17 protein-coding genes and 1 tRNA gene are annotated in these 19,362 nt (G+C 65.0%); 9 read left to right on the plus strand and 9 right to left on the minus strand.

The genetic code is table 11. The features are described 5' to 3' along the window. Nucleotides 1–40 precede the first annotated feature (40 nt). From N5C28_RS16630 to N5C28_RS16660, 7 genes are all read right to left on the minus strand, one after another. Complete coding sequence (locus tag N5C28_RS16630; RefSeq protein WP_279824032.1) at nt 41–793, minus strand: ABC transporter substrate-binding protein; 753 nt, start codon at nt 791–793, stop codon at nt 41–43. Nucleotides 794–809: 16 nt separating this feature from the next. Beyond that, nucleotides 810–1,583 carry an ABC transporter ATP-binding protein gene (locus tag N5C28_RS16635; protein ID WP_279824034.1) on the minus strand — a complete coding sequence of 258 codons (774 nt, stop codon included), beginning with the start codon at nt 1,581–1,583 and terminating at the stop codon, nt 810–812. 278 nt (nt 1,584–1,861) lie between these two features. After that, nucleotides 1,862–1,937, minus strand: a tRNA-Phe gene (locus N5C28_RS16640). A gap of 90 nt (nt 1,938–2,027) precedes the next feature. Further along, nucleotides 2,028–2,300, minus strand: coding sequence for an oxidative damage protection protein (locus N5C28_RS16645; protein WP_279824036.1), 273 nt, complete (start codon nt 2,298–2,300; stop codon nt 2,028–2,030). Further along, nucleotides 2,297–3,364, minus strand: a complete 1,068-nt coding sequence (gene mutY, locus N5C28_RS16650) for an A/G-specific adenine glycosylase (protein WP_279824038.1) — start codon at nt 3,362–3,364, stop codon at nt 2,297–2,299. The genes N5C28_RS16645 and mutY overlap by 4 nt, the downstream gene beginning before the upstream one ends. Continuing rightward, nucleotides 3,361–5,595, minus strand: a complete 2,235-nt coding sequence (locus N5C28_RS16655) for an AsmA family protein (protein ID WP_279824040.1) — start codon at nt 5,593–5,595, stop codon at nt 3,361–3,363. The genes mutY and N5C28_RS16655 overlap by 4 nt, the downstream gene beginning before the upstream one ends. Before the next feature lie 61 nt (nt 5,596–5,656). After that, nucleotides 5,657–6,763, minus strand: a complete 1,107-nt coding sequence (locus N5C28_RS16660; protein ID WP_279824042.1) for an NAD(P)/FAD-dependent oxidoreductase — start codon at nt 6,761–6,763, stop codon at nt 5,657–5,659. 95 nt (nt 6,764–6,858) lie between these two features. Here N5C28_RS16660 and N5C28_RS16665 point away from each other — a divergent pair, with 95 nt between their 5' ends. The 9 genes from N5C28_RS16665 to N5C28_RS16705 all read left to right on the plus strand — a co-directional run bounded on the left by N5C28_RS16665 (nt 6,859) and on the right by N5C28_RS16705 (nt 15,327). After that, complete coding sequence (locus N5C28_RS16665) at nt 6,859–8,076, plus strand: sterol desaturase family protein (RefSeq protein ID WP_279824043.1); 1,218 nt, start codon at nt 6,859–6,861, stop codon at nt 8,074–8,076. Between the two features lie 229 nt (nt 8,077–8,305). Beyond that, complete coding sequence (locus N5C28_RS16670; protein WP_279824044.1) at nt 8,306–9,964, plus strand: OFA family MFS transporter; 1,659 nt, start codon at nt 8,306–8,308, stop codon at nt 9,962–9,964. Between the two features lie 257 nt (nt 9,965–10,221). Further along, nucleotides 10,222–10,815, plus strand: coding sequence for an imidazoleglycerol-phosphate dehydratase HisB (hisB, locus tag N5C28_RS16675; protein ID WP_010488624.1), 594 nt, complete (start codon nt 10,222–10,224; stop codon nt 10,813–10,815). Then, nucleotides 10,815–11,453, plus strand: a complete 639-nt coding sequence (hisH, locus tag N5C28_RS16680) for an imidazole glycerol phosphate synthase subunit HisH (RefSeq protein ID WP_279824047.1) — start codon at nt 10,815–10,817, stop codon at nt 11,451–11,453. The genes hisB and hisH overlap by 1 nt, the downstream gene beginning before the upstream one ends. After that, complete coding sequence (locus tag N5C28_RS16685; protein WP_279824049.1) at nt 11,453–11,710, plus strand: DUF2164 domain-containing protein; 258 nt, start codon at nt 11,453–11,455, stop codon at nt 11,708–11,710. Before hisH ends, N5C28_RS16685 begins: the two co-directional genes overlap by 1 nt. A gap of 38 nt (nt 11,711–11,748) precedes the next feature. Then, nucleotides 11,749–12,486 carry a 1-(5-phosphoribosyl)-5-[(5-phosphoribosylamino)methylideneamino]imidazole-4-carboxamide isomerase gene (gene hisA, locus N5C28_RS16690; RefSeq protein WP_279824050.1) on the plus strand — a complete coding sequence of 246 codons (738 nt, stop codon included), beginning with the start codon at nt 11,749–11,751 and terminating at the stop codon, nt 12,484–12,486. A 105-nt stretch (nt 12,487–12,591) separates the two neighbouring features. Continuing rightward, nucleotides 12,592–13,362, plus strand: coding sequence for an imidazole glycerol phosphate synthase subunit HisF (hisF, locus tag N5C28_RS16695; protein WP_279824051.1), 771 nt, complete (start codon nt 12,592–12,594; stop codon nt 13,360–13,362). 136 nt (nt 13,363–13,498) lie between these two features. Next, a complete protein-coding gene (locus N5C28_RS16700) occupies nt 13,499–14,251 on the plus strand; it encodes an ABC transporter substrate-binding protein (protein WP_279824053.1) in 753 nt (250 codons plus the stop codon). Between the two features lie 320 nt (nt 14,252–14,571). Continuing rightward, complete coding sequence (locus N5C28_RS16705) at nt 14,572–15,327, plus strand: ABC transporter substrate-binding protein (protein ID WP_279824056.1); 756 nt, start codon at nt 14,572–14,574, stop codon at nt 15,325–15,327. A 77-nt stretch (nt 15,328–15,404) separates the two neighbouring features. Here N5C28_RS16705 and N5C28_RS16710 read toward each other — a convergent pair whose 3' ends face one another. Both N5C28_RS16710 and N5C28_RS16715 read right to left on the minus strand, forming a co-directional pair. Then, nucleotides 15,405–16,901, minus strand: coding sequence for a M20/M25/M40 family metallo-hydrolase (locus tag N5C28_RS16710; protein ID WP_279824057.1), 1,497 nt, complete (start codon nt 16,899–16,901; stop codon nt 15,405–15,407). 18 nt (nt 16,902–16,919) lie between these two features. Further along, a complete protein-coding gene (locus N5C28_RS16715; protein WP_279824058.1) occupies nt 16,920–19,295 on the minus strand; it encodes a penicillin acylase family protein in 2,376 nt (791 codons plus the stop codon). Between the last annotated feature and the right edge of the window lie 67 nt (nt 19,296–19,362).

The raw sequence follows: 19,362 nt of genomic DNA on the forward strand, positions 1-19,362 counted from the left end.
GAAGCCTGCGCCGCCCGAGGGGCGGCGCAGGGCTGGCTGCTTAGTAGATGCTGAACGGGAAGTACTTGTCGTTGATCTTCTTGTAGGTGCCGTCGGCAACGATCTCTTCCAGGGCGGTGTTCAGGCGCTCACGCAGGGCGTCGCCCTTGCGAACGGCGATACCGATCTTGTCGTTGTCGAATACCGGGTCGCCCTTGAACTCGAAGTCCTTGCCGGCGTCGCTCTTGAGCCATTCCCAGTTCACGAAGGTGTCGGCCAGCACGCCATCGAGACGGCCCGAGGACAGGTCGAGGTAGGCGTTTTCCTGGGTGTCGTACAGCTTGATGTCGACCACGCCGTTCATGTTGTCTTCCAGCCAGGTGCCGGCGATGGTGGCGCGCTGGGCACCGATCACCTTGCCTTTCAGGCTGGCCTTGTCGGTCTTGAAGTCACTGCTTTTCGGGGCGATGAACTGCAGTTTGTTGGTGTAGTAGGGCTCGGTGAAGTCAACGGCCTGCTTGCGCTCGTCGGTGATCGACATCGAGGCCACCAGGAAGTCGAACTTCTTGGCGTTCAGGGCCGGGATGATGCCGTCCCAGTCGGAGGTGACCACTTCGCACTCGGCCTTCATCTTGGCGCACAGGGCTTGTGCGATTTCCACGTCGAAGCCGCCGACCTGGCCGCTGGCGTCGATGAGGTTGAAGGGAGGGTAGGCGCCTTCGGTGCCGATCTTCAGTTTGTCAGCGGCGACAGCGCTGGTACCGAAAGCCAGGGTGGCGGCAGCGGCCAGCAGGATCTTCTTGTAGTTCTGCATGCGTTGTTGCTCCGTGTTAGCGATTGCTGGACATGAATTGTTTGCAGCGCGCCGAGTTCGGGTTTTCAAACACCTGCTCGGGTGGACCTTGCTCTTCTACCAAGCCCTGATGCAGGAACACCACTTCACTGGAGACCTGTCGGGCGAAGTTCATTTCATGGGTTACCAGCAGCATGGTACGACCCTCGTCGGCGAGCGCGCGGATCACATTAAGCACTTCTTGTACCATCTCCGGGTCGAGCGCCGAGGTCGGCTCGTCGAACAGGATCACTTTCGGCTGCATGGCCAGGGTGCGGGCAATCGCCGCCCGCTGTTGCTGCCCACCGGACAGCTGGTTGGGATAGACGTGGCGCTTGTCGGCGATGCCGACCTTGGCCAGGAGCGCTTCCGCGATCTCGATGGCCTCGGCCTTGCTCTGACCCAGCACACGACGGGGCGCCTCGATGATGTTGTCGAGCACGCTCATGTGGGGCCACAGGTTGAAATTCTGGAAGACGAAACCGATTTCGCTGCGCAGGCGATTGATCTGCTTGTTGTCGGCGGCGATCAGCTCGCCGTTCTTGGCGGCCTTGAGCTTGAGCGCTTCGCCGGCGACGAGGATCTGACCCTTGTGCGGGTTTTCCAGCAGGTTGATGCAGCGCAGGAAGGTCGATTTGCCGGAGCCGGACGAGCCGAGGATGGAAATCACGTCGCCATCGCGTGCGGTGAGGGAGATGCCCTTGAGCACTTCAAGATCACCGTAGCGCTTGTGCAGGTCACGGATTTCTAGCGCGGGCGCAGCCTCGGTCATGGGTTGTCCTCTTTTTATACGGGTGCGCTCAGGCGATACGTGGTCGTCTGGCGACCGCCAACCTAGCATAGCGTTTTACAGACCGCCAAGCCGTTTGCTGGCCAGGGGCCGCCTCGTTGGTATCGGTGTCGCCTGACCGCAGTTGCCTGTCGCGACGATGCAATTCGAACCCCTGCTCGACAGGTGGAGGCAGGAATGTTGGCCGTTCATCCAAAGCAAAATCACGGCCAAATAAAAAACCCCAAGAAGACGAAGTCCAATTGGGGTTTCTCGGTAAGTGGTGCCCAGGGACGGAATCGAACCGCCGACACGGGGATTTTCAATCCCCTGCTCTACCGACTGAGCTACCTGGGCAACGGGGCGCTATTAGACGGATTTGAAGGGTGGGTGTCAAGCGCGAGTTGGAAAAAATTTAGCGATAACGGGCGTTTACGTAAAAAAGCCTTATTCGCTGGGCGGTACGTAGCCATCTGCCTGGGCGTATTCCTCGCCGGAGAGGAACTTGTCCATCTCGCCCTGGAGGAATTTGCGGTCCTCGGCGTTCATCATGTTCAGGCGGCGTTCGTTGATCAGCAGGGTCTGGTGTTTCTGCCATTCGTCCCAGGCCTGGCGGGAGACATTGTTGAAGATGTCTTCGCCCTTGGCGCCCGGGTACGGTGGGCGATCCAGGCCAGGCAGTTCTTGCTTGTGCTTGCGGCACAGTACGGTGCGGGTCATGGCTGTTCTCCAGTGTTCAGTGCATCGGCCGCGCGCTTCAGGAGTTTTTTCACCGGGGCGGCGAGGCCCAGGCGCGGCGGGGTGGCGAGGTTATACCAGAGCCAGTCGTCATCGGCCATGTCGCTGGGCTGCGACTCGACCCGGACCAGCCAGGGTTCGATGGCCAGCTGGAAATGGCTGAAGGTGTGGGTCAGCCCGTCCAGTTCGCGGCGTTGTCCGAGGTGCAGGGCGTGCTGGCTGGCCAGGGGCTCCAGGGCTTGCAGGTCGGTCAGCTCGGGCAGGCTCCACAGACCGCCCCACAGGCCGCTGGACGGGCGGCGGTAGAGCAGGATGGCGCCTTCGCGGTTGGCCAGGATCGGCATCACCGTGCGCTTCTGCGGCAGGGCCTTGCGCGGCTTGGCGATCGGGTAGCGGATTTCCAGGCCCAGCATGTGCGCCTGGCAGCCACTCTGCAGCGGGCAGAGCAGGCAGCTCGGCTTGCTGCGGGTACAGAGCGTGGCGCCCAGGTCCATCATCGCCTGGGTGTAGTTGTTCACGCGGTCCTGGGGTAGGAAACGCTCGGCCACGTCCCAGAGCTGCCGGGCCACCTTGGGCTCGCCCGGATAGCCTTCCTGGGCGACGTAGCGCGCCAGAACGCGTTTGACGTTGCCGTCGAGGATCGGCGCGCGCAGGCCCATGCTCAGGCTGGCGATGGCGCCAGCGGTGGAGCGGCCGATGCCGGGCAGGGCGGTGAGCGCGTCGACGTCCCTGGGGAACTCACCACCGTGCTCGGCCATGACAATCTGCGCGGTCTTCTGCAGGTTGCGCGCACGGGTGTAGTAACCCAGGCCCGTCCACAGGTGCAGGACTTCGTCCTCGGGGGCTTCGGCCAGGTCTTTCACGGAGGGCAGCGCCGCCATGAACCGGTCGAAGTAGCCCAGCACGGTGCTGACCTGGGTCTGCTGCAGCATGATCTCCGACACCCACACCCGGTATGGGGTGATGCCCTGCTGCCAGGGCAGGTCCTTGCGGCCGTGGTCGTCGTACCAGCCCAGTACGGCGCTGGAAAACTGCTCGGGACTCATCGTTTGAACAGACCTTTCAGGGCGTCTTTCAGCTCGGGGCTGACCTTGTCGCCGAGTTTTTCTTCGAGCTTCTCGCTGATCTTGTCACCGGCCAGCTTGGCTGCGACCTTGCCCATGCCGTCCTGGTCCAGGCGGCAGGCCTTGGCGCCCAGCTCCAGCGGGCCACGGCAGCGCAGCGGCCATTCGATGCCGACGTAGCGTTCGTTGACCTGGCAGGCCGGGTCGGGCATTTCGCGCTGGTCACCTTCGATGGTGATGCCGACGCGGTAGTCCAGGCCCAGCACGCGCAGGTCGAGGTCGCCGTTGCCGGTGACCGCCAGGCCGGGAATGCGTGCCTTGAGGTCGGGGTTGCTGGCCACGCCGTTGCGGAACTGCAGGTTGCCCTGCAGCGTGTCGAACGGGGTGTCTTTGGCGCGCGGCTCGCTGTTCAGCGATTTGCGGTTGAGGGTGGCGATGCCGCGGCACAGTTGCTGTTCCAGGTTGGCATCGACCAGCACGCCGTCATTGAGCAGGAAGCTGGCGTTGCCGTTGAGCCCTTCGACCCAGGCTTTCTGGCTGTTGCCGGTGGTGGTCAGGCGGGTCTGGAAGTCGAGCTGGCCCTTGAGCGGCGCCGGGCGTTCTTCGGTTTTCAGGAAGGGCTCCACCGGCATGCGGTCGAGGCGGCTTTCCAGGCTGAGCAGCGGGATGGCCGGGCGCACGTCGGCACTGGCCTTGGCTTCGAAGGCGCCGTCGCCCAGCTTGCCGCGGGCGTCTTCCAGGGTCAGCAGGCCGCCCTGGGCTCGGGCCTTGAGCGTGGCGTTGGCGATGGCCTGTTTCTTCACGGTCAGCTGGTCGAGCCCCAGGGAGACCTGCAGGTCCAGTTTGCGCAACGCCTCCACCGGCAGCACCGGCGAAGCGTCCCAGGCTTGCTGGGTCGGGGCGTTCGGCAGCGGCGTGCTGCCGCTCTGGCCGGCACTGGCGACGCTTTCCTTGACCTCGGCGCGGCGCGCGGCACCGGCGCTCTTGTCGTCCTTGGCCGGTGGCGGCAGGTAGCGGTCGAGGTTCAGGCGATCGCCCTTGAGCTGCACGCGCAGGGCCTGCTTGGCGAAGTCGGCGACCGCGATCTGCCCGGTGAAGCTGCTTTCGTCGAGCTTCAGCTTCAGCTCTTCCAGGGTCAGGCTCTTCGGCGTGCCGCTGAGGCGGGTGACCAGCTCCAACTGGTTGAGGGTCTTGTCATCGGTCATGGGCGGCAGCTTCTGGCCGATGCCGGTGAGAAACTCGCGCAGGTTGAGCGAGGCGATCGAGAAGGCCCCGGTCAGCTTCGGGTCGGTTTCCAGGTCGCGCACTTTCAGCTCGCCCAGAGCGCGCAGCTGGTTGGCGGACAGCTTCAGGCCGTTCCACTCCGCCACCTGGGCGGCCAGGTCGACCAGCAACTGGCCCTGGACGGCGTAGGTCAGGGTCTGGCCGTCGAACGGCTCGCCAGAGGCCTCACCCGACAGGCGGGCGTCTTCCAGCTGATAGCGCTTGAGCACACGATCAAAGCGCAGCTCGCCCTGCAGCTCGCTGCGAGCGCGCATCACCGGCTGGTTGGTGCCGAAGAACGCGCTGAGTTTGATCGGGATGGCGGCGCCTTCACGGATGGCACCGGTGGTGAGCTGGATGCTTTCGGCGCTGAATTGTTGGCCCTTCTGCACGTCGTGGTAATCCACGCGGGCGCTGTTGATGATCAGGCTGTCGATGTCCAGCTTGATCGGCGCGCCTTGCTGGGCAGCGGTGGTGGGCTCGGTCTCGGGTGCCTCGCCTGGGGTGGCTTCGGTGCTCTGCTGGGCCGGGGCGTCCGCCGGGAGAGGCGGATGGCCGACATCTTCCCAGTTGCCGCGGCCATTTTCGTCGCGCTGCAGGTTGAGGTTGAGGCCGTCGATGCGGATATCGCTCATCTGCACTTCTTTGCGCAGCAGCGGCAGCACGCGCACCGAAAGGCCCAGCAGGCGCAGGTCGGCGAAAGGCTGGTCGGGGGTGGTGGCGCTGGCCAGGGTGGCGTCTGTCAGCTCCAGGCCGAGCCAGGGAAACAGGCTCCAGCCGATATCGCCATTGAGCGTCAGCTCCAGGTTGGCCTTTTCCCGGGCCAGTTGGCGAATCTCATCTTTATAGTCGTTGGGATCGAACAGGTGGGTCAGGGCAAAGCCCAGCGCCACGATGATCAGCAACAGCCCGAGGAAGAACAGACCCAGGATTTTGCCGAGCGCTTTCATGGACGAATCCTTGTTGGTGAATGACTGAAGTATGAGGGCGCGAGTATAGCGCCGACGCGTTTCAAAGGTGGCGTGCCACACGTTCGGCGATGGCCAGGCTGGCGGTCAGCCCCGGTGATTCGATGCCGAACAGGTTGATCAGGCCAGGCAGGCCGTGTTCGGCAGAGGTTTGGATAAGGAAGTCGGCAGCCGGTTCCCCGGGGCCGACGAGTTTTGGCCGGATGCCACTATAGGCCGGTAGCAGGCGCTGGGTATCGAGCGCCGGAAAGTAGCGGCGTATGGCCTGGGCGAAGGGCTCGCGCAGGCGTTCGTCGACGCTGTAATCGAGTGTGTCGACGTACTGCACGTCGGGGCCGAAGCGCAGCTGGCCGCCCAGGTCGAGGGTGGCGTGAATGCCCAGGCCCGCGGTATTGGCTTCCGGCATCGGGTAGATCAGGTGCTGGAACGGCGAGCGGCCGCTGTAGGCGAAGTAGCGGCCCTGGCACCAGTGCGACGGCGCGATTCGGGCGGCCGGCATTCCCTGGGTGCGTTGGGCCAGTTGGCGGGCGAACAGCCCGCCGGCGTTGATCACGCGCTGGGCCTTGATGCGGAACGGCTGGCCGGCACTCAGGCCGCTGGCGATCCAGCCGTCGCCGTCGTGGTGCAGCCCGTCGACCCGGGTATGCAGGGCCAGTTGGGCGCCCAGTCGTTCCGCGGCCGCGAGCAACGACTGCAGGTAGGCGTGGCTGTCGATGATGCCGGTGCTGGGCGAAAGCAGGGCCGAGACCCCATGCAGCGCCGGCTCCAGGCGTTGCAGGTGCGCCCGGTCCAGCGCCTGCAGGTCATGGACGCCGCAGGCGTCGGCGTTGCTGGCGAGCGCCTCCAGTTTGCTCTGCTCGGCCTCGCTCACGGCCACCAGCAGCTTGCCGATCCGTCGATGGGCCACGCCGTGCTCCGTGCACCAGGCATACAGACGCTCGCGGCCTTCCAGGCACAACAGCGCCTTGGCCGAGCCTCGCGGGTAGTAGAGGCCGGCGTGGATGACCTCGGAGTTGCGGCTCGAGGTGTGCGTGCCCACGGCGGCTTCGGCGTCGACGATCAGCAGGTCGGGGCTCGTCCCGGCGAGGCGTGCGGCGCAAGCCAGGCCGACGGCGCCGGCACCAATGACCAGGGTATCGATACTGTCCATGGCGTGTTCGGTGGCGATGTTTGGCGGGTTCGGCTGCCTGCCGGGCTGGCCGACAGCGGTAGGCTGGCGAGCATAACAAGAACCACGAGGTGTTCATGAACGTCGCGATCATGGCCTTTCCCTTGTACATCCTGCTGATGCTGGCGGAGCTGGCCTACGAGCGTCATGCCGGGCGCAGCACCTATCGCCTGGCCGATGCCAGTACCAGCATCAACACGGCGGTGCTGCGGGTGTTGCTCGAAGGGCCTCTGCGCCTGTTGCTGGTGGTGCCCTATGCCTGGTTGTACGAGCACGGGCGGCTGTTCGAGTGGGATGCGACTTCGCCCTGGGCCTGGCTGCTGGGCTTCATCGCCGTGGATTTCTGCTTCTACTGGGCGCACCGCACCCTGCACCGCTACAACCTGCTGTGGGGCGCGCACCAGCCCCATCACTCCAGCGAGGACTTCAACCTGTCCACGGCGCTGCGCAAAGGCGCGTTCCAGACAGCCTTCGACTGGCCGTTCTACCTGCCGTTGGCGCTGCTCGGGCTGCCGTTGCCGCTGTTTCTGCTGCTGTTGGGAATCCAGTTGGCCTACCAGTTCTGGATTCACACCCAGCACGTCGGTCGCCTGGGCTGGCTGGAGCAGGTGCTGATCACGCCGTCGCTGCACCGCGTCCACCACGGGCAGAACGACTGCTACATCGACAAGAACCATGGGGGCGTGTTCATCATCTGGGACCGGCTGTTCGGCACCTATGCCGAAGAGCGCGAGCCTGTGCGCTACGGGGTCACCACGCCGGTCGCCACCTTCGACCCGATCCGCCTGCAGTTCAGCTGGTGGCGCCTGCTCTGGGCTGACGCCCGGGCCACACGCTCCTGGTGGGACAAGCTGCGCCTGTGGTGGATGCCGACGGGCTGGCGCCCTGAGGATGTGAAGCACAGGCCCTGGCCGAAGATGCCGGCCGACAAGTTCGAAACGCATTACCCGGCGCGCCTCAAGGCCTATGCGTTCGTGCAATTTCTGGCGATCAATGCCCTGGCGTTGTGCTTCCTGTTCCGCCTCGGCCAGGCCTCGGTCTGGGAACCGTGGTTGCTGGTGCTGGTGATCCTCGGCAGCTGCGTCAGCCTGGGGCTGCTGTTCGAAGACAGCCGGCATGTCGGCTGGCTGGAAGGTGCGCGTTTGCTGGCGATGGCCGGGTTGGCACTGGCCTGGGGCGAATGGCTGGCGCCGGGTTTGGCAGGGTGGGGCGTGCTGCTGGCGGGGCTGTGTCTGGCCAATGCGGTCTGGCTGGGTTGGCTGCTATCGTCTGCGAGGCTCGCGCGAGCCGTCTAGACAAGGCCTTTGCGGCCGTTCGTCAGATTTTTTCAGCTCGCCAGGCCTCGGGGCGGCATTTTGCCGCATGTTTCAGTGCGGCGGCGCACATCCGAGACCGAGAGCCAATGGTTTTCAAGTGCGAACCGGCTATTTCTAGTGGTACTCTCATATTAATTGGCCATATACACGGTTCAGCGTGTGGTGTTTGGCCAATGTCTTGCCTGCAACCATAACAGAGAAGAAATCAATGACTGACGCCCTTGTGTTGGACGGCGCTTCAGCGACGCCTGCGTTTCTGTCCAAGGAACGTATTATCGCTAAACCTGGCTTCAACCGCTGGCTGGTTCCGCCGGCGGCTCTGGCCATTCACCTGTGCATCGGCATGGCTTACGGTTTCTCCGTATTCTGGTTGCCGCTGTCCAAAGCCATCGGTATCGACGCGCCCGTCGCGTGCGCCGCGGATATCGGCTTCTTCGAACAGATCTTCGCCAGCAACTGCGATTGGCAGATTTCCATGCTGGGCTGGATCTACACCCTGTTCTTCGTCTTCCTGGGCTGCGCGGCTGCCGTCTGGGGTGGCTGGCTGGAACACGCAGGCCCACGCAAGGCTGGCCTGGTTTCGGCGGTGTGCTGGTGTGGTGGTCTGCTGATTTCCGCACTCGGTATCTACACGCACCAGATCTGGCTGATGTGGGTCGGTTCCGGTGTGATCGGCGGTATCGGTCTGGGCCTGGGCTACATCTCCCCGGTATCGACCCTGATCAAGTGGTTCCCGGACAAGCGCGGCATGGCGACCGGTATGGCCATCATGGGCTTCGGTGGCGGCGCGATGGTCGGTGCTCCGCTGGCTGCTGCCCTGATGGGTCACTTCTCCAGCGAAACCGATGTCGGTGTATGGCAGAGCTTCGTGGTCATGGCGGTGATCTATTTCATCTTCATGGTCGGTGGCGCACTGTCCTACCGCGTTCCGCCGACTGGCTGGAAACCGGCTGGCTGGACCGCTCCGGCTGCCAAGGCCAACAACGCGATGATCACCAAGGGCCACGTCCACGTGAACACCGCGTGGAAAACCCCGCAATTCTGGCTGGTCTGGGCCGTTCTGTGCCTGAACGTATCCGCCGGTATCGGCATCATCGGCATGGCGTCGCCCATGCTGCAGGAAGTGTTCGGCGGCAAGCTGATCGGTAGCCACCTGTCCTTCAGCGAGCTGAGCGCCGCCGAACTGGGCCAGATCGCCGCCATCGCAGCCGGCTTCACCGGTCTGCTGAGCCTGTTCAACATCGGTGGTCGCTTCTTCTGGGCGTCCTTCTCCGACCTGATCGGCCGCAAGGCGACCTACTTCGTGTTCTTCGCCCTGGGCTTCGTGCTCTACGCCATCGTGCCGTGGGCCGGTCACCTGGGCAGCGTCGCGTTCTTCGTGTTCAGCTTCTGCGTGATCCTGTCGATGTACGGCGGTGGCTTCGCCACGGTCCCGGCCTACCTGGCCGACCTGTTCGGTACCCAGATGGTGGGTGCGATCCACGGTCGCCTGCTGACTGCCTGGGCCGCTGCTGGCGTGCTGGGCCCGGTACTGGTGAACTACCTGCGTGAGTACCAGCTGAGCATCGGCGTCGAGCGTGCTGCTGCCTACGACATCACCCTGTACATCCTGGCCGGCCTGCTGGTCCTGGGCTTCATCTGCAACCTGCTGGTCCGTCCGGTCGATCCGAAGTACTTCATGACCGACGCCGAGCTGGCTGCCGAGCGCGCCTACGGTGAGAAGTCCGCCCCGAGCGCTGCCGAGCTGGAGTGGGCGGCCGATCCGTCGAGCAAGCCGCTGGTCGCTGCTGCCTGGCTGGCCGTTGGCCTGCCGCTGGCCTGGGGTGTGTGGATTACCCTGCAGAAGACCGTCGTAATGTTCCAGTAATCACGATCTGCTGCGCGTCGGCCCTGCGGCGTTAAAAACAGGCTCGGAATGCTCATTTACAACCCGTAAATTCCGCTTCCTCGCCTGTTTTTGCCTGGCAGGGCTCTAGCTCGCGATATCGTGAGTCGCTTCTTGAAAACCCGCTGGCGCCCCGTGCGTCAGCGGGTTTTTTCGTCTCTGGTCGCCTTGCTTCAAGGTTGGGTGCTTATCGGCCTATAATGTCGGCCCTTTCGCCCAATGATTTTGTGGAGCAGGTGATGGCCGAACGTACGGCATTCGTCGAGCGCAACACCCTGGAGACCCAGATCAAGGTTTCCATCAACCTGGACGGTACCGGCAAGGCCCGTTTCGACATCGGCGTGCCGTTCCTCGAGCACATGCTCGACCAGATCGCCCGTCATGGCCTGATCGACCTGGATATCGAGTGCAAGGGCGACCTGCACATCGATGACCACCACACCGTCGAAGACGTCGGCATCACCCTCGGCCAGGCCTTCACCAAGGCCATCGGCGACAAGAAGGGCATGACCCGCTACGGCCACTCCTATGTGCCGCTCGATGAAGCGCTGTCGCGCGTGGTGATCGACTTCTCCGGTCGCCCGGGCCTGCAGATGCACGTGCCGTTCACCCGCGCCGTGGTCGGTGGCTTCGACGTGGACCTGTTCCAGGAATTCTTCCAGGGCTTCGTCAACCACGCCCTGGTGTCCCTGCACATCGACAACCTGCGTGGCACCAACACCCACCACCAGATCGAAACCGTGTTCAAGGCCTTCGGCCGCGCCCTGCGCATGGCCGTCGAGCTCGACCCGCGCATGGCCGGGCAGATGCCGTCCACCAAGGGCGTGCTCTGATGCAGACGGTAGCCGTCATCGACTACGGCATGGGCAACCTGCACTCGGTGGCCAAGGCGCTGGAGCACGTGGGTGCCGGCCGGGTACTGGTGACCAGCGATGCCCAGGTGATCCGCGAGGCCGACCGCGTGGTGTTCCCCGGTGTGGGCGCGATCCGCGACTGCATGGGTGAGATCCGCCGCCTGGCGTTCGACAGCCTGGTGCGCGAGGTCAGCCAGGACCGTCCGTTCCTCGGCATCTGCGTGGGCATGCAGGCGCTGCTCGAGCGCAGCGAAGAGAACGACGGCGTGGACTGCATCGGCCTGTTCCCCGGCCAGGTGCGTTTCTTCGGCAAGGACATGGTCGAAGACGGCGAGCCGCTGAAGGTCCCGCACATGGGCTGGAACGAAGTGAGCCAGACCGTGCGTCACCCGCTCTGGCACGACATCCCGGACCAGGCGCGTTTCTACTTCGTGCACAGCTACTACATCGAGTCCGGCAACCCCCGGCAGGTGGTCGGTCGCGGCCACTACGGCAAGGACTTCGCCGCGGCCCTGGCCGATGGCTCGCGCTTCGCCGTGCAGTTCCACCCGGAGAAGAGCCACACCCATGGCCTGCAGTTGCTGCAGAACTTCGTCGCCTGGGACGGCCGCTGGTAATGAGCCGCGCGAAGAAGGAGCCGATCCTCGCCCTGGACTCTGCCCAGGAGCAGGAAGCCCTGCTGGTGCTCAAGCGCTTCCTGTCCGATCGCTTCGAGCTGGAGCTGGGCTCCTTCGAGGTGCAGGAAGTGCTCGACCTGTTCGCGCGCGACATCGCTCCGTACTACTACAACAAGGCCATTCTCGACGTGCAGACGCACCTGAAAGACAGGTTCGAAAGCATCGAGAGCGACCTCTGGGCGCTCGAGAAGAGCTGACCTTCCACCGATTTTCACGACTTGAACAGGTTCAACCGATGCTGATTATCCCCGCTATCGATCTCAAGGACGGCGCCTGCGTGCGTCTGCGCCAGGGCCGCATGGAAGATTCCACGGTGTTCTCCGATGACCCGGTGAGCATGGCCGCCAAATGGGTCGAGGGCGGTTGCCGTCGTCTGCACCTGGTGGACCTGAACGGCGCCTTCGAAGGCCAGCCGGTGAACGGCGAGGTGGTCACCGCCATCGCCAAGCGCTACCCGAACCTGCCGATCCAGATCGGTGGCGGCATCCGCACCCTGGAAACCATCGAGCACTACGTCAAGGCCGGCGTCAGCTACGTGATCATCGGCACCAAGGCGGTGAAGGATCCGGCCTTCGTCACAGAGGCGTGCAAGGCGTTCCCGGGCAAGGTCATCGTCGGCCTGGACGCCAAGGACGGTTTCGTCGCCACCGACGGCTGGGCTGAAGTCAGCACCGTGCAGGCCACCGACCTGGCCAAGCGTTTCGAGGCCGATGGCGTGTCCGCCATCGTCTACACCGACATCGCCAAAGACGGCATGATGCAGGGCTGCAACGTCGAAGCCACCGCGGCCCTGGCCGCCGCCAGCCGCATCCCGGTGATCGCCTCGGGCGGCATCCACAACCTGGGCGACATCGAAAAACTGCTGGCCGCCAAGGCCCCGGGGATCATCGGCGCCATCACCGGCCGGGCGATCTACGAAGGCACCCTGGATGTCGCCGAAGCCCAGGCGTTCTGCGACACCTACACCGGCTGATTCGTACGCGGGGTGGGTCAGCCGGCCCACCCCGAAGACATCCGCCGCGGCGGTTGACCCTGGTTTGCGCGCAGCACCGCCCGACCCTTCTACGAGAGACTCGCTATGGCACTGGCCAAACGCATCATCCCCTGCCTGGACGTGGACAACGGCCGTGTGGTCAAGGGCGTCCAGTTCGAGAACATCCGCGATGCCGGTGACCCGGTCGAGATCGCCCGCCGCTACAACGAGCAGGGCGCCGACGAAATCACCTTCCTCGACATCACCGCCAGCGTCGATGGCCGTGACACCACCCTGCACACCGTCGAGCGCATGGCCAGCCAGGTGTTCATCCCGCTGACCGTGGGTGGTGGCGTGCGCACCGTGCAGGACATCCGCAACCTGCTGAACGCCGGTGCGGACAAGGTTTCGATCAACACCGCCGCGGTGTTCACCCCGGAGTTCGTCGGCGAGGCCGCCGATCGTTTCGGTTCGCAGTGCATCGTGGTCGCCATCGACGCCAAGAAGGTCTCGCTGCCGGGTGAAACTCCGCGCTGGGAAATCTTCACCCACGGCGGCCGCAAGCCCACCGGGCTGGATGCGGTGCAGTGGGCCAAAAAGATGGAAGACCTGGGGGCCGGCGAGATTCTCCTGACCAGCATGGACCAGGACGGCGTCAAGAGCGGCTACGACCTGGGCGTGACCCGGGCCATTTCCGAAGCCGTGGGCATCCCGGTGATCGCCTCCGGCGGCGTGGGCAACCTGGAGCACCTGGCGGCCGGGATTCTCGAAGGCAAGGCGGCGGCGGTGCTGGCGGCCAGCATCTTCCACTTCGGCGAATACACCGTGCCGGAAGCCAAGGCGTACCTGGCCAGTCGCGGCATCGTGGTGCGCTGATCGACCCCGTGCACCGCTCTAGGGCGGGTGATCCGGCGCTCACTAAACGACGATCGAGGTTTTGGTCTGCACCAAAACAGGGCTAAGCTTGGCCGCGCTTTTTTATGGAAAATCCCTGACAGGGTAGGAAATGGTTATGTGGAAGCGGTTGCTGATGGGCGTGGGTGCCCTGGTGTTGATGTCTGGAATGGCTAGAGCGGAAATCGACCCGAACTACCGTGTGGTGTTGCTCACGGAAAACTTCCCCCCCTACAACATGGCGATCAACGGCAAGAACTTCGCCCAGGAGGACAACATCGACGGCATCGCCGCCGATATCGTGCGCGAGATGTTCAAGCGTGCCGGCATCCCGTACAGCCTGACCCTGCGTTTCCCCTGGGACCGCATCTACAACCTGGCGCTGGAAAAGCCGGATCACGGCGTGTTCGTGACGGCGCGCCTGCCGGAGCGCGAGCAACTGTTCAAGTGGGTCGGCCCGATCGGCCCGGACGACTGGGTGCTGCTCGGCAAGGGCGACAGTCCGATCACTCTGGCCAGCCTGGACGATGCCAAGCGCTACAAGGTCGGTGCCTACAAGGGCGACGCCATCGCCGAGCACCTGGAGAAGCAGGGCCTGGCACCGGTCACCGCGTTGCGCGACCAGGAAAACGCCAAGAAACTGATGGCTGGCCAGATCGACCTGTGGGCCACCGGCGATCCGGCGGGCCGTTACCTGGCCAAGCAGGAAGGTGTCACCGGCCTGAAAACCATCCTGCGCTTCGACAGTGCCGAGCTGTACCTGGCGCTGAACAAGGAAGTGCCCGACGCCGTGGTGCAGAAGCTGCAGGCCGAACTGGACAAGATGCGCCAGGAAGGCCTGGTGGACCAGATCCTCAACAGCTACCTGTAACGACGTCTTCCTCCCAGCCCGCACTCGCGGGCCGTCTGGCCCAGCCCTCAGCGGCGGGGCCTGATTTCCCCTTACCCCTCTGTTTCGCGGCCTGCGCCACGGCGTGCGGCTGCCGTCTGCTCGTTCCTTGCGCTTCTCTTGCCTGCCTGTCACCTGCCTGGATGGTGCAATTTATGCATCGGCGAGCGCCATGGTTTTTCGGGTGGGTTTGCTTTCCTGGCTGTTCGACCTATGGTGTTCATTCGCGCCGATCAGGAGATCGCCAGACGCACGGACGCTGCCAACCATAAAAAACACAACGTATGCGAGCAGGGGAAAGGATGATGAAGGCAGTAAAGAAAGGGCTTTTTCTAGGGCTGTTGTTGAGTGCCTGTATGGCGCGGGCCGAGCTGCCCGAGGACTACAAGGTGGTATTGCTCACGGAGAATTTCCCACCTTTCAACATGTCGGTGGACGACAAGAACTTCGCCCGTGACGACGGCATCGATGGCATCAACGCCGAAATCGTTCGTGAGATGTTCAAGCGCGCCAACATCAATTACACGCTGACCCTGCGCTTTCCCTGGGACCGGCTCTATCGCCTGACCCTCGATAAACCCAACTACGGGCTGTTCTCCACCACCTTCACCCCCGAGCGCCAGCCGCTGTTCAAGTGGGTTGGCCCATTGGCCAAGACCGGCTGGGTGCTGCTGGCTGCACCGGGCAACAACCTGAGCGTGGCAAGCCTCAAGGACGCCGGTCAGTACACCATCGGCGCCTACAAGAACGACGCGGTCAGCCAGCACCTGGAAAGCCAGGGCCTGTCGCCGGTCAACGCCCTGCGTGACCAGGAAAACGTGAAGAAGCTGCTCGCCGGCAAGATCGACCTGTGGGCCACCACCGACCCGGTCGGCCGCTACCTGGCCAAGCAGGAAGGTGTCAGCGGCCTGAACACCGTGCTGCGCTTCAACGATGCCGAGCTTTACCTGGCCTTGAACAAGGACACCCCGGACGAAGTGGTGCAGCGCCTGCAGAAGGCCCTGGACGAGCTGCGCAACGAAGGCTTTGTCGAAGAAATGACCAACAGCTACCTGTAATCAGCGCGCTGTCTGGCGCCGGGGAAACCCGGCGGATCGCGGAACGCCCGGTCCCTTGTGGTGCCGGGCGTTTTGTTTCAGGGAGCGGCAGGCGTGTTCAGGCTCTGCAGCAGCCGGTAATAAAAGCCGCTGGCGTTGGCCAGGGTGTCGATGCCGATCCGCTCGTTGGTGCCGTGCATGCGCGGCAGGTCTTCGCGGTCCATCAGCAGCGGGCTGAAACGGAAGATGTTTTCGGTCAGCGGCTCGTAGTGCCGTGAATCGGTGCCGCCCACCGTGAGGTTGGGGCTGACCAGGGTGTTGGCGAAGCTGGCGCGGATCACCTCGGCGAACTGCGTGTAGGCCTTGCCGCGCACATCCGTCACCGCTGACGGTTCGCGGCCGGCGGGCATCACCTTGACGCTGACCTGGTCGTCCGCCACCGCGGCGCGCACATGGGCGGCCACGCTCTCGATGCTGTCGCGCGGGTGGATGCGCAGGTTCAGCGTGGCGCGGGCACTGGGTGGCAGCACGTTTTCCTTGATGCCGCCGCGCAGCAGGGTCGGCGACAGCGAGGTTTGCAACTGTGCGGCCCCGGCCGGCGAGGCCGACAGCTGTTGCTCGACCAGCGGGCCGAACAGCCACAGGTTGGCGAAGATTATCCGGTAGCCGAAGGACTGGGCCGGCGTGAAGCTGGCCAGCAAATCCCCCGTGGGGCCGTCGAAGCCGCGGGCGAAGGGGGCATCGCCGACCCGTTGCAATGCCAGGCTGAGGCGGCCGATGGCGGTCTCGTCGAAGGGAGGCGGTTGCGAGGAATGCCCGCCCTGGGCATTGGCCTGCAAGGTGAGGCTGACATACCCCTTCTCGGCGATGCCCACCACGGCGACATCCTGGGTGATGCCGGGAATCTGCCCGCGCACCACGAAGCCACCTTCGTCGCTGACCCAGGCCAGGCGCGTGCCCTGTTCCAGCAGGCGCGCGGCGATGCGCCGGTTGCCCTGGTGACCGCCGATTTCCTCGTCGTGACCGAACGCCAGCAGCACGTCCCGTTGCGGCTGGAAGCCCTGACCGATCAGGGTTTCCACCGCTTCCAGGATCGCCACCATGGAGCCCTTGCTGTCGATGGCGCCGCGGCCCCAGATGAAGCCGTCGGCAATCGCACCGGAGAACGGCGGGTGTACCCACTGGTTTTCGGTGCCCGGGGCCACGGGCACCACGTCCTGGTGCGCCATCAGCAGGGCAGGGGGCAACTGGCGATCCGTGCCCGGCCAGCGCAGCAGGATGCTCGGGCTGCCGGTGTCTTCGTTGAGGGTGGTAGCGCTGATCCGTGGGTAGTGCTCGCTCAGCCAGGCCCGCATGCCGGCGAAGGCGGCGTCGCTGGCCGCCAGCTGGCTGGCCGGTGCGCCTACCTGGTGGGACAGGGTCGGCAGGCGGATGGCCGCCGCCAGGCTCTCGGCGGCGCGCTGGGCGTCCAGGCCCTCGGGCAGCGTGACGGGTGAGGTGTTGACGGCCACCGGCGGCAGCAACAGGGTACGGCCGACCACCACGGCCGCCAGGCCGAGCAGGGCGAGGGGCAGAATCAGCAACAGTCGTTTCATCGCAGGCTCCTGGTTCCGTTAGGGGCGCAGTGTCAGCTGGCTGCGGGTGTGGCGTTGCACATCGTCCTGGTCGAGGTGCATGGGCTGGTACTCGCCGCGCACGTAGGCCTTGGCCTGGTCCTGGTAGTGCCTGTCGAACGGCACGCCGCTCTGGCCCACGGGGTTGATGCCCAGCGCGGTGCTGGCGTCGTTGAGGTCGATCAGGCGCCGCGTGGATGGACCATAGACCACCGACCACGGGGCGGGCCCCACCTTGTGCGACAGGTTGTTCGGCGTCTCGTGGCCGCCGGGCACCTCGAACGGGCCGACGTTCAGCACCGTGTCCAGTGGCTTCTGCTGGCCTAGGGGGTGGCCGTGTACCAGGGTATGGGCCGGGCCCCACTGCCAGGTGGCCGGGTCTTGGCCGAGAGTACTTTGCAGGTGGGCGATGCTCGTCCGCCAGGCGGCCTTGACGATATCGGCGCGGCTTTCCGTGGCCTCGGTGCCCCGGTCGTTCCACCAGGGCGAGTCGGCGTTGGCGGTGAGGCGCGGCAGGGCGCTGTCCAGCACGCGGGTGAACAGCAGGCTGTCGAAGAAGCTGTCGCCCAGTTCGTCATGCATGGCCTGGCGGGTCAACTGATAGACCAGCTGGTTGAACAGGGTGGTGGCGACGGAGTCCACGCGGTGGTCACCGTCCCAGGCCGCCAGTTGCTCGACCAGCGCGCGCTGCTGGTCGTCGCTGGCCGCGGCGCGCAGTTCGTCGAGGATCGGTGCCAGCACGCGCGGACCGTAGCCGGTGCCGGTGTCGAGCTGCAGGGCCTGGCTGTTCTGCAGGTCCCATTTGACGTCCGCATCGGCGAGGTGCTGGTTCAGGCGCTGACCGCGATCGGGCAGGTTGTAGTAGCCGGGGACCTCGATGCCGGTGGGCGACAGGGGCTGGTAGTTGGCCGAGACGATGTAGCCACGCTGTGGGTTTTCTTCCTGGGGGTTGTCGGTGAAGGGATGATAGCCGTCCTTCTCCGCCTCGCCGCTGGCGCCATCGAGGATGAAGCTCGGGTTGACCCCCGCCGGGCGGCGCGGCAGTTTCGCGGCGGCCCACCAGCCGATGTCGCCCTGGGCATTGGCCCAGACCACGTTGAGGCCCGGGGCCTCGATCTTTTCCACCGCGGTACGGGCCTTGTCCAGACTCTCGGCTTGGTTGAGCTGGTAGAAAGCGTCGAGGATCGGGTTGTCGGTTTCCAGGAAGGTCCACCACAGGGCGATCGGCGTGCTGCCCGACGGGTTGCCCAGGGTGTCGTTGATCAGCGGGCCGTGGGGCGAGCGGCGCAGGGTCACGGTGACCGGCTCGGCGCCTTTGACCAGGATGGTTTCCTCGCGCTGCTGCAGGTCGACCCACGCGTCGCGGTGGCGCACTTGGTTGGGGTTGTTCGGGTTGACGGTCTCGGCGACGAGGTCGACGTCGTCGTTCTGGAACATGGTCAGGCTCCAGGCGAAGTCCCGGTTGTGCCCCAGGGAGGCGGTGGGGTTGAGGGCCTGGTAGTGACCGTAGAGCTCGAAGCCGGGGTAGCTCACGTGGGCCTCGTACCACACCGCGGGCACGGCGAAGCGGATATGCGGGTCGCCCGCCAGCAGTGGCTTGCCGCTGGCCGTGCGGCTGCCGGACACCGCCCAGGCGTTGCTGCCCTCGAACTGCGGCAGGCCGGCGTCGAGCAGCGCCTCGTGGCTGATCCGGGCAATGGCGCCGAGGTCCTTCCAGTCCCCGGCGGCCAGGGGCTGGCCGACCACGCCTTCGGGGTGCCAGTCGAGGTCGAAGACGTCCAGGTACTCGCTGCCCAACTGGTCGCGCACGTAGCTGAGCACCGGCTCGGTGCGGAACGCGGCGGCGAAGCTGTAGGCCATGTAGCCGGCCACGCTGAGGGTGTCGGCGGCGGTGAAGGGGCGCGGCTGGATGCCCAGCAGGTCGAACTCCATCGGCGCCGGACGGCTGGCCTGGTACTGGTTGATACCGTCCAGGTAGGCCTGCAGGGCCACGGTCGCCGGGCTGTTCGGGTCGAGTTTCGCGGCGTAGGCATCGGCGTGCTGGCGGATACCCAGGGTGCGGAACAGGCGGTCGGTTTCCAGCAGCGGGGCGCCGAGCACTTCGGCCAGTTCACCCCGGGCCAGGCGGCGCATCATTTCCATCTGGAACAGGCGGTCCTGAGCGTGCACGAAGCCCAGGGCACGGTACATGTCGGTTTCGTTCTGCGCCTGGATGTGCGGTACGCCCCGTTCGTCGTAGCGCACCTCGACCGGCGCCTGCAGGTGCTGCAGCGTCAGCTCGCCCTCGCGCAGGGGCTGCTTGCTGTCGACGTACCAGTAGCCGCCGGCGGCGCTGGCGGCCACGACGACGGCGATGACGGTCAGGGTGCGTTTCATCGGGGGCGATCCTTATTGTTCTGTGATGGGGCACGGCGCCATTCTGGTCAGGGGAGCGGCTGATGGC

The organism is Pseudomonas sp. GD03944, assembly GCF_029839275.1.
In the GTDB taxonomy this organism is placed as follows: Bacteria; Pseudomonadota; Gammaproteobacteria; order Pseudomonadales; family Pseudomonadaceae; genus Aquipseudomonas.